General features: G+C 71.3%; 6 protein-coding genes. 5 read left to right on the top strand and 1 reads right to left on the bottom strand.

All coding sequences use genetic code 11. The features are described from left to right. Positions 1 to 369: 369 nt before the first annotated feature. Positions 370 to 1,572 carry a glycoside hydrolase family 19 protein gene (locus tag CAP_RS48775; protein ID WP_081865330.1) on the top strand — a complete coding sequence of 401 codons (1,203 nt, stop codon included), beginning with the start codon at positions 370 to 372 and terminating at the stop codon, positions 1,570 to 1,572. 122 nt (positions 1,573 to 1,694) lie between these two features. Here CAP_RS48775 and CAP_RS28000 read toward each other — a convergent pair whose 3' ends face one another. After that, positions 1,695 to 2,597 carry a LysR family transcriptional regulator gene (locus CAP_RS28000; RefSeq protein ID WP_044246585.1) on the bottom strand — a complete coding sequence of 301 codons (903 nt, stop codon included), beginning with the start codon at positions 2,595 to 2,597 and terminating at the stop codon, positions 1,695 to 1,697. A 99-nt stretch (positions 2,598 to 2,696) separates the two neighbouring features. Between CAP_RS28000 and CAP_RS27995 the strand changes: the two genes are divergently transcribed. From CAP_RS27995 to CAP_RS27980, 4 genes are all read left to right on the top strand, one after another. Beyond that, the gene (locus CAP_RS27995; protein WP_044246583.1) at positions 2,697 to 3,590 is read left to right on the top strand and encodes an SDR family oxidoreductase; all 894 of its coding nucleotides are present in this window, start codon (positions 2,697 to 2,699) and stop codon (positions 3,588 to 3,590) included. 121 nt (positions 3,591 to 3,711) lie between these two features. Next, positions 3,712 to 8,580 (top strand): ATP-binding protein, encoded by a 4,869-nt coding sequence (locus tag CAP_RS45690; protein WP_052376130.1) that lies wholly within the window; start codon positions 3,712 to 3,714, stop codon positions 8,578 to 8,580. Positions 8,581 to 8,701: 121 nt separating this feature from the next. Continuing rightward, positions 8,702 to 9,118 (top strand): response regulator, encoded by a 417-nt coding sequence (locus CAP_RS27985; RefSeq protein ID WP_044246582.1) that lies wholly within the window; start codon positions 8,702 to 8,704, stop codon positions 9,116 to 9,118. Positions 9,119 to 9,125: 7 nt separating this feature from the next. Continuing rightward, positions 9,126 to 11,213, top strand: coding sequence for a response regulator (locus CAP_RS27980; protein ID WP_044246581.1), 2,088 nt, complete (start codon positions 9,126 to 9,128; stop codon positions 11,211 to 11,213). Positions 11,214 to 11,221 lie beyond the last annotated feature (8 nt).

Raw genomic sequence — 11,221 nt, 5'->3', positions numbered from 1 at the left:
GGTCCGCGCGGGGGGGTCCGCGCGGGGGGGTCCGCGCGGGGGGGTCAGCGCCGGGAGGAGCAGCGCGCGGGGGGGGTTCAGTGGGGGGGAGCAGCGCGGTCGAGATCCTGAGGATCGCTGGGGTGATCCGGCAGATCACCCGGTGGGGGTGATCCGAAGGATCGTCGAGGACCTCCGGGGGGGGCCGGAGGGCGCGGGAGCACGAGAAACAGGCCGAAAAGGGCGTGGTGGAGGGGATGTGGGTGCGTGGCCCACTCCCTGCAATGAAGCCCTGGAGTCAGCGTCGCAACGACGAAGCGGCCGGAGAGGCCACCCGTCACGCCGACTCACACACCTCGGACTGCACTCGAACTGCAAAGGAAGACTCCCATGTCGCGCAACGTCACCATCTCGGGTTCCGTTCTCTCTCTGTTCCTCGCCGCCGCTGCCCTGGGCGCGACCGGTTGCGTCGTGGAGACGGCGCCCGAGGACGACGAGGATTACGTCGACGACGAGGCCGCGGTCTGCGCGAGCGCGCCGGCCTGGGCAGAGAACGTGGCCTACGGCGTCGGCAACGAGGTGCGCTTCAACGGCAAGTCGTACCGGTGCCTGCAGGCGCACACGAGCCTCCCGGGCTGGACGCCCGCGGCCGTGGCCGCGCTGTGGACCGAGACGGGGAGCTGCGCAGGCTCGGGCGGGACCGGCAGCACCGGCGGCGGCAGCACCGGCGGTGGCAGCACCGGCGGCGGCAACAACGGCGGGAGCTGCAACTACCCGGCGTGGCAGCAGGGGGCGAACTACAACCCCGGCGACATCGTGAAGTTCAACGGGTCGCTGTACATCGCCGAGCACGCGAACCCCGGCTACGACCCGACGATCAGCACCTGGTTCTGGGATCCGTACACGGGCTGCACGCCCGGCGGCGGCAACAACGGCGGCAACAACGGCGGCAACAACGGCGGCAACGGGAGCGGGTTCGGCGGGATCCTAACCGAGTCGGTGTTCAACCAGATGTTCCCGAACCGGAACCCGTTCTACTCGTACGGGGCGCTGATCGCGGCGGCGTCGACGTTCCCCGACCTCGCCACGCAGGGCAGCACCGAGGTCCGCAAGCGGGAGGTGGCGGCGTTCCTGGCCAACGTGTCGCACGAGACGGGGGACCTGGTGTACGTGGAGGAGATCAACAAGGCGACGTACTGCGATACGTCGTGGGGGCCGGCGGGGTGCGGCTGCGCGGGCGGGAAGCAGTACTTCGGGCGGGGGCCGATCCAGCTCTCGTGGAACGGGAACTACTGCGCGGCCGGCAATGCGCTGAACCTGCCGCTGATGAACGATCCGGATCTGCTGTCGCGCGACGCCAACGCGGCGTGGAGGACGGGTTTCTGGTTCTGGACGACGCAGAACGGCGCCGGGAACATGACGGCGCACAACGCCATCGTCTCGGGGGCGGGCTTCGGGGAGACGATCCGCACCATCAACGGGGCGCTGGAGTGCGGTGGCCGGAACCCCGGGCAGGTGGCGAGCCGGGTGAACAAGTACATGTCGTTCACGCAGATGCTCGGGGTGAGCCCCGGGAACAACACGGGGTGCTGAGAGCCTCTCCCAGTAGGGCTCCCGTCGCTGTCCGGCCGATCTGCGGCGCATCGCTTCGTTGCGCCTCGTTGGCCTACTTCAGGTCCTCGCCCCGGAGGGGACCAGCGCCCGGCGATGCCGCTTCAGGTCGGGGTGCTCTTCGGGGCACCCTGGAAGCGGGCGCGAAGGGCGTCGGTGAGGTGCTCGCGGAGGACGACCATCTTCTTCGGGAGGTGGCGGCCGCTGGGGTACACGAGGAAGATGCCGCCGGTGGGCAGGGTCCAGCGGGGCAGGACGCGCACGAGCTTGCCGGTGAGCACGTCCTGCTGGGCGAGGAACGACGGGAAGAGGCCGATGCCCATGCCCTGGCGGACGGCTTCGCGCGCGAAGAAGCCGTCGTCGGCGAGCAGGCGGGTGTGGGTCTTCGCGAGCACGCGCTCGCTGGGAAGCGACGGTCGTCCTCCCGTGAGGGAGACGCTGTCGTGGTCGCCGAGCTCGTCGAGGGTCTTCGGGGTGCCGCGGGCGAGGAGGTACTCCGGGGCGGCGTAGTACTGCATGTTCAGGTCGACGAGCTTGCGGGCGATGAGGCCGGAGTCCCTGGGCTTCGCGAGGAGCAAGCGAAAGGCGGCGTCGAAGCCTTCCTTCACGAGGTCGACAGTGCGGCTGGTGAGCGCCATGTCCAGGGTGACGCGGGGGTAGCGGCGGCAGAAGCCGACGAGGATCTCGGCGAGGACCGCGGTGCCGAAGTCGGCGGTGGCGGTGAGGCGGAGGGTGCCCGAGGGCTCTTCGTCGAGCTCGGGGACGTTGCCCACGGCGGCCGTCAGGGACCTGAGGTGGGGACCGACGCGGGCGAGGAAGGCCTGACCGGCGGTGGTGAGGGCGACAGCGCGGGTGGTGCGCTGGAGGAGCCGCACGCCGAGGTCAGCTTCGAGCGTGGCGATGGCGCGGCTGACGGTGGACTTGGGGACGCCGAGGCGACGGGCAGCTTCGGTGAAGCTCGCGGTCTCCGCGACGGCGGTGAAGAGGGAGAGGTGGTTGAGGTCCATTGTTCCCACGGCGGGACACTGTAACCAGCCGCGGCGCGTTGCGGTGAGGTCGGGACAGGCGCAACTCTACCGGGAACTTCAGCGAAGGAGATCTCGGTCATGTCCCAGAACATTCTCGTCACGGGTGCCGCTGGTCAGCTCGGGCGTCGCGTCATCGAGCACCTGCTCGCCCGGAACGCAGGGCACGTCATCGCCACCACCCGCGCTCCGGAGAAGCTCGCGGACCTCGCGGCGCGGGGAGTCGAGGTGCGGCACGCCGACTTCGACGCGCCGGCCTCGCTGGAGAAGGCATTCGCCGGGGCGACGCGGCTCCTGCTCATCAGCACCGACGCGGTGGACAGGCCGGGGGCGCGGCTCGCGCAGCACCGGAACGCGGTGGCGGCCGCGGTGAAGGCCGGCGTGAAGCACCTCGTCTACACCTCGCTGACGAACCCCGGGCCAGGCTCGGCGATCCTCTTCGCGCCCGATCACGACGGGACCGAGGCGGCGATCGCGGAGAGCGGGATCGGGTACACCATCCTCCGGAACAACCTGTACGTGGACCTCTTGCTCGCGCAGGTGCCGCGGGCCGTGGCCACGGGGCAGCTCGCCGCGGCGACGGGGGACGGCGCGACCGGCTACGTCTCGCGCGAGGACTGCGCGCGCGTGGCGGCCGCAGTGCTGGCCTCCGACTTCGAGGGAAAGCGGGTGATCGACGTCACCGGGCCCGGGGCCGTGTCGCTCCGCGAGGTGGCGCAGCTCGCCGCGGAGATCACGGGCAAGCCGGTGGAGTACGTGGTGATCACGCCCGCGGCGCTGGAGGCGGGGCTGGAGCAGGCGGGTCTGCCGGCAGGGTTGGCCAGGGTCTACGCCTCGATCGATGTGGCGATCGCCGCAGGGACGCTGAACGTGGCCACGAAGGCGGTGGAGGATCTGACCGGTCAACCCGCGGAGGACGTGCGGAGCTTCCTGACGCGCCACCGGGAAGCGCTGGCAGCAGCCCCCGTGCATTGATGCAGGGGTGGGGGGTCGTCCCCACAGTGCGTCGCCGGGCAGCGCTCCGCGGTGATCACCTTCACCCGAGCGGCTCGCGTTTTCCTGTACGCGCTGCCGGGTGACCCTGCAGGATGCGCGCATGGGTGAGACGGAGCGGGCGTCGTCGCAGGCAAGGTCGAAGGAGGCGCTCCTGGCGCGGACGTTCCCGGGGAACGGGGAGATGGCCACGCTGATGCGGGCCTTCGACTGGTCGACGACGCCGGTGGGTCCGGTGGAGCGCTGGCCGGAGAGCCTGCGCACGGCGGTGAGCATCTGCCTGGCGTCGCGGTTCCCGATCGAGCTGTGGTGGGGTCCGCAGTACGCGCGGCTCTACAACGATGCGTACCGGCCCATCCTCGGGGCGAGCAAGCACCCGCAGTACCTGGGGAGGCCAGGGCGGGAGTGCTGGGCCGAGCTGTGGGACGTGATCGGGCCGATGCTCGACGGGGTGCGCACCACCGGAGAGGCGACATGGTCCGAGGACATGCCGCTGATGATGACCCGCAACGGCTACCTGGAGGAGACGTACGTCACGTTCTCGTACAGCCCGGTGCGGGAGCAGGACGGGAGCATCGCGGGGATCTTCTGCGCGTGCACGGAGACGACAGGGAGGGTGCTCGGGGAGCGGCGGCTCATCGTGCTGCGGGAGCTGGGCGCGCACACGGGGCAGGCGCGGACGGTGGAGGAGGCGTGCGCGACGGCGCTGGCGACGCTGGAGAAGCACACGGGGACCGTGCCGTTCACGCTGCTCTACCTGCTGGACGACACGGGGACCGAGGCGCGCCTGGTCGGGGCGTCGGGGCTGCCCGAGGGGCACGCGGCGCGGGTGCCGGTGGTGGCGCTCGCCGACAGCGCGGGGAGCTGGCAGCTCGGGGAGGCGGTGCGGACGGGAGCGCTGGTGGTGGAGCGGGCGCTCGGGAGGCGGTTCGGGGCGCTGCCGGGCGGGGCCTGGCCGGAGCCGGCGACGAGCGCGGTGATCCTGCCGCTGGCGGCCGCGGGGCAGGAGCGGCCTTACGGGCTGCTGGTCGCGGGGGTGAACCCGCGGCTCGCGCTCGACGAGGATTACCGGACGTTCTTCAACCTGGTGGCCACCCACGTGGCGAGCGCGCTCGGGAACGCGCGCATGGTCTCCGAGGCGCGGCGGCGCGCCGAGGAGCTGGCGGCGCTCGATCAGGCGAAGACGCTGTTCTTCAGCAACATCAGCCACGAGCTGCGCACGCCGCTGACGCTGATCCTGGGGCCGACCGAGGACGGGCTCGCCTCGGCCGCGGGGGTGCTCGGGGGCGAGTCGCTGAAGGCGGTGCACCGGAACGCGCTGAGGCTGCTCAAGCTGGTGAACGCGCTCCTGGATTTCTCGCGGATCGAGTCGGGCCGGGCGCAGGCGTCGTACGAGCCGACGGACCTCGCCCAGCTCACGGCGGACCTTTCGAGCACGTTCCGATCGGCGGTGGAGCGGGCTGGCATGCGCCTCGACGTGGCGTGCCCGCCGCTCCCGGAGCCGGCCTACGTGGACCGGGAGATGTGGGAGAAGATCGTCCTCAACCTGCTCTCGAACGCCTTCAAGTTCACGTTCGACGGCGGCATCGCCGTGTCGCTGGAGGCGGTGGAGGGGCACGCGGAGCTGTCGGTGCGCGATACGGGGTCGGGCATCGAGGAAGACGAGATCCCGCACCTGTTCGAGCGCTTCCACCGGATCCAGGGGGCGCGCTCGCGGACCTTCGAGGGGTCAGGGATCGGGCTCGCGCTGGTGCACGAGCTGGTGCGGATGCACGGCGGCACGATCCGGGTGAAGAGCACGGTAGGCCTGGGGACGGTGTTCACGGTGTCCATCCCGCTGGGGAAGGCGCACCTGCCGACGGCTCGGGTGGGGGTGAAGCGGTCGGGCCTGCTGACGGCGGCGCTCGCGCCGCAGTTCGTGGAGGAGGCGAGCCGGTGGGTGAGCGACGCGCCGGCCACGGGCACGGCGGAGGGAGGGAGCGGGGCAGAGAGGAAGGGCGGGGCGAGGAGCGGGGGCGGGGCGACGCCCCAGATTTCCGGGGCGCGGGTGCTGGTGGCCGACGACAACGCGGACATGCGCGACTACGTGGCCGGGCTGCTGAAGAAGCGGTTCACGGTGGAGGCGGTGGCCGACGGGGTCGCGGCGCTGGCCGCGGCGCAGGCGCGGGTGCCCGACCTGGTGCTGACGGACGTGATGATGCCGGGGCTCGATGGGTTCTCGCTGCTGCGGGCGCTGCGCGCGGAGCCGCTCACCAGGAATGTGCCGGTGGTGATGCTGTCGGCGCGGGCAGGTGAAGAGGCGCGCGTGGAGGGCCTCGAGTCGGGCGCCGACGACTACCTGGCCAAGCCGTTCTCGGCGAAGGAGCTGCTCGCGCGGGTCTCCACGCAGCTCGAGCTGTCACGGACGCGGGCCGCGAGCGAGCGCGCGCGGGCCCGGCTGCACGCGCAGCTCATGCAGGCGCCCGTCGCCATCTCCATCATCTCGGGGCCGGAGCTCGTCGTGGAGCTGGCCAACCCGCGCTACGAGAAGATGGTCGGCAGGAGGGTGACGCCAGGGACGCCCTTCCGGGAGGTCTTCCCCGAGCTGCCCGACGACGCGCCGGTGTTCGCGCTGATGCAGCAGATCTACGCGCGCGGAGAGGCGTTCAGCGCCGAGGAGTACCGGGTGGGGATCGACACCCGGGGAGACGGCGTCGTGGAGGACACCTTCTTCCTCTTCAGCACCCAGCCGCTCCGCGACGACGCGGACCAGGTGACGTCGCTGATGACGGTGGCGGTCGACGTGACCGAGCAGGTGCGTTCGCGGCAGCGGGTGGAGAGCCTCGCCGCGGAGCTGCGCCGGAGCGAGGAGCTGTTCCGGGTATCGCAGGAGGTGTCGCCGATCGCGTTCTCGTACCACCGGATCGTGCGCAATGCCGCGGGGGCGGTGGTGGACCTGGAGCGCCGCTACCAGAACCAGGCCGCCTCGCGGATCAACCGGCTGCCGGCAGGGACGATCGCGGGCGGCGGGAGCATGCTGCAGTCGTTCCCGGGGCTGCGGGAGGGCGGTCTGTGGGACCGCTACCGCACGGTCGCGGAGTCGGGCACGCCCTGGCAGGACGAGGTCTACTACGGGGGCGAGCACTTCAACTCGTGGTTCCGGATCGCGGCGATACGGCCCAACCCCGACGAGTTCGCGCTGATCTTCGAGGACGTCACCGACAGGAAGCGGGTGGAGCGGGCGCTCCTGCTCCTCTCCGACGTGAGCACCGCGCTGTCGCTGCCCCTCGACGAGCGGCACCGGCTGCGGGAGACGTCACGGCGCGTGGTGCAGCACCTCGCCGACTTCTGCGTGATCGACGCGCGCGATCGGGATGGGTCGTTCCGGAGGCTGGAGGTGGCCCACGCGGCGCCCGGGGACGCGGGGCTCGCCGCGCAGCTCCGGGGCCTGTCGCTGGAGAGCGATCCCCCGGACCACCCGCGGTCGCGGGCGCTCCTCACGGGGCGGTCGGTGCTGATCGCGGAGATGACCGAGGAGATGGCCCTGTCGCTCGGCGCGACCGAGGAGCACCGCGCCGTGAAGCGGGCGCTCGCGCCGCGGACGATGGTGGTGGTCCCCATGAAGGCCCGCGGCCAGACGCTGGGGCTGCTCACGCTCATCTCCACCTCGCGGTCGCGGCGGATCCTCGGGCCGGACGACCTCCCTCTTGCAGAGGAGATCGGGCACCGCGCGGCGATCGCGGTGGACAACGCGCGGCTGTTCCGGGATACGCAGGACGCGTCGCGCGAGCAGGAGGCGATCCTCGGGCAGATCGCGGACGGGGTGATCGTGGTGGACCTCGCCGGACGGGTGCGGTTCGCGAACGAGGCGGCGCTGAAGCTCCACGGGCACCTGGAGCAAGGGGCGCCGATCGGGGGTGAGGGGCGGGGCTACGCGATCCTGACGAGGGCCGGGGAGAGCTTCCCGCCGGAGGAGCTGCCGCTCACCCGCGCAGTGGCGCGGGAGGAGACGGTCATCGACGCGGAGATGGTCATCCGGCGCGCCGACCGGAGCGAGGTGGTGGCGCTGGGGAGCGCGCTGCCGCTGCGGGACGAGGAGGGGTCACGGCTCGGGGCGGTGATGACGCTGCGGGACATGACGGACCGCACGCGCGCGGACCAGGAGCGGGAGCGCCTGATCACGGCGCTGGAGCGGAGCAACCGGGAGCTGGACCAGTTCGCGTACGTGGCGTCGCACGATCTCAAGGCGCCGCTGCGGGGCATCGCCAACCTGTCGCAGTGGGTGGAGGAGGATCTGGCGGAGCGCATGACCGACGAGGCGCGGGAGCAGATGCGGCTCCTCCGGGGGCGCGTGCACCGGCTGGAGGCGCTGATCGACGGGATCCTGAGCTACTCGCGGGCAGGCAGGGTGCGGGACAGGGCAGAGCCCGTCGACGTGGGCGCGCTGCTCGCAGAGGTGGTGGAGCTGCTCGCCCCGCGGCCCGGCGCGGTCGTGGAGATCGGCGAGGGGATGCCGACGTTGCAGGCGGAGCGGGTCCCGCTGCAGCAGGTGTTCATGAACCTGATCGGCAACGGGCTGAAGTACGCGCGGCGGGAGGACGCGCGGGTGCGGGTGGAGGCGCAGGACCGAGGGGAGCTGGTCGAGTTCTCAGTGACCGACAACGGCCCCGGGATCGCGCCTCAGTACCACGAGCGGATCTGGGGCATCTTCCAGACCCTGGAGGCGCGCGACAAGGTGGAGGGGACCGGGATCGGGCTCTCGGTGGTGCAGAAGGTGGTCGAGACGCGCGGCGGTCGGGTGTGGGTCACCTCGGCCGAGGGAGAAGGCGCGACCTTCTCCTTCACGTGGCGCAAGCAGCCCCCCGATCGTGAGCAACGGATCCGTTCGACCGGCACGGCAGGACAGCGGGTCCACGCGGAATCGACGAACGCCGTGCCAGGAGAAGCAGTGCCTGGCATTCCTGGAAGAAGCGGCGAGAACTTGGTGGCTTGAGGTGCGGGGGGCGTCGGTGTACCAGCATGGTACGTGCCCCGGCTGGTGTCGGGATCGGGCGGTGCTCTCGAAGGGTGGTGTCGCCCGTCAGTCACCGATCCATGGGTACGGGGTCCGAGCCATGAGCGATCGTTTGTTGAACATTCTTCTGGTCGAGGACGACGAAGTCGATGTGATGAACGTCCAGAGGGCGTTCAAGCGAAACAACATCTCGAACCCGCTCTGGGTGGCCAGCAACGGGCTCGAGGGGCTGGAGATGCTCCGGGGGAACACGATGCCCAGGGAGCGCCGGCTGGTGCTGCTCGATCTGAACATGCCGAAGATGAACGGCATCGAGTTCCTGCGGGCGCTGCGCGCCGATGCGGAACTCGCGCCGACGTCGGTCGTGGTGCTCACCACGTCGAACGACGACCGCGACAAGGTGGAAGCCTACAATCTGAACGTCGCCGGCTACCTGCTCAAACCGGTCACCTTCGTCTCCTTCGTGGAGGTGATGGCCGCGCTGAACAAATACTGGACGCTCGTGGAGTTGCCGTGAGCCCCCCATGGAACTGGTCGACGCGCTGCGGATCCTGATCGTCGACGACGATCAGGTCGACCGGCTCGCCGTGCTGCGCGCGCTGCGCAAGGCGGGCGTGTCCGTGGAGGCGACGGAGGCGAGCGGCGCGGCAGAGGCGCTCTCGGCGCTGCGTCGGCAGTCGTTCGACTGCGTGCTGCTCGACTACCGCCTCCCCGGGACGAACGGGATGGAGGTGCTGCAACAGGCACGCGACGCGGGGCTCGACGTGCCCATCGTGATGCTGACCGGCCAGGGGGACGAGCAGACGGCCGTCGAGATCATGAAGGCCGGCGCGTCGGACTACATCTCGAAGGGCGCGCTCTCTCCGGAGCGGCTGGCGCAGAGCCTGCGGCACGCGATGCGGGTGCGCCGCGCGGAACGGGAGGCGGCGGCGGCGCAGCGGGCGCTGGAGCGCCACGCGCTGAAGCTGCGGGAGCTGACGGAGGCGTCGCTCGTGCTGCACGCGGCCGAGTCGCTGGAGGCCGTGCTGGGCGCCCTGGTGGAGCGGGCGCGGTCTCTGGCAGGCGGGCGCGAGGCGACGGCGATGCTCTTGCCGCTGAGCGGAGCGGCAGGGACGGTGGGAGGAGATCAAGCGCAGTACGCCTCGTCGCCGCTCGGCGCAGAGGCCCCCATCGCGCAGGCGATCCGCGATCTGCTGGCGAGGACGAAGGGGCCCGTGCGCATGTCCCAGGCGGAGGTGGAGGCACACCCACTCGCCGCCGAGCTGCGCAGGCCTGGAGGAGGAGGGCTGCTCGCGACACCGCTCGTGGGCCAGGACGGCCATGAGCTGGGCCTGATCCTGCTCTCGAGCAGGCAGGGCAGAGAGTTCGACGGGCAGGACGAGGTGCTGCTCGTGCAGTTCGCGCGGATGGCGTCGATCGCCATCGAGAACCGTCTGCTCGTGGATCTCCTGGAGCGCGAGCGGCACCGCGCCGAGGAAGCGAACCACGCGAAGGACGAGTTCCTCGCCGTGGTGTCGCACGAACTCCGGACCCCGCTCAACGCGATCATGGGCTGGATCCGGATGCTGCAAGCCGGGATGCTGCCGCCCGAGAAGCGCGAGCGCGCGCTCCAGGCCGTGGACCGGAACGCGCGGGCACAGGCGCAGCTCGTGGAGGACCTGCTCGACGTGTCGCGGGTGATCTCCGGCAAGCTGCGGATCGACGTGCGCACCATGGATCTGCGGCGGGCCGTGGAGGGCGCGCTCGACGTGGTGAAGCCCTCGCTCGACGCGAAGAACCTGCAGGTGTCGGTGCACATCGCTGACGGGGTGCCGGCCATCCACGGAGACCCGGACCGGATGCAGCAGGTGGTGTGGAACCTGCTGACCAACGCCGCGAAGTTCACGCCGACGAGCGGGGCGATCGACGTGCGGGTGGACACCAAGGAGGACGCGGTGGAGCTGTCGGTGGTGGACACCGGGCGCGGGATTGCCACCGAGTTCTTGCCCCACGTGTTCGAGCGGTTCCGGCAAGCCGACGGGTCGTCGACGCGGGCCCACGGGGGCCTGGGACTCGGCCTGTCCATCGTGCGGCACATCGTGGAGCTGCACGGGGGGACGATCCGCGCGGAGAGCGAGGGAGAGGGTCACGGGGCGTCATTCACGGTGTCGCTGCCGCTGCGGCGGCCCGAGGGGCCACAGCCGCGCGCGTCGGATCCAGCGCCCCCCGCCGCGCCCGAGACCATGCCCATCGCCGGGATGCGGGTGCTGCTGGCCGAGGACGATCTCGACGCGCGCGAGATCTTGCTCGCCGTGCTCGGCCAGAACGGGGCGAGGGTGACCGCCGTGGGGACCGCCGCCGAGGCGCTGCGGGCCCTGGAGGCAGGCTCCTACGATCTGCTGATGAGCGACATCAGCATGCCCGACGGCGACGGCTACAGCCTGGTGCGGAGGGTGCGCAGCCTGCCGCCAGAGCGGGGCGGACGCACGCCAGCCGTGGCGCTCACGGCATTCGCAGGGATCGACGACCGGCGCCGGGCACGGACCGCAGGGTTCGATTCGTACCTGACGAAGCCGGTGGACACGCTGGAACTCGTGGCCATGGTGGCGAAGCTCGGGCGGCGCGGCGGCTGAGGGCCGCG

Source organism: Chondromyces apiculatus DSM 436, from assembly GCF_000601485.1.
GTDB lineage: Bacteria > Myxococcota_A > Polyangia > Polyangiales > Polyangiaceae > Chondromyces > Chondromyces apiculatus.
Note: the sequence above shows the minus strand (reverse complement) of the source record. Positions and strands in the feature narration are given on the sequence as shown.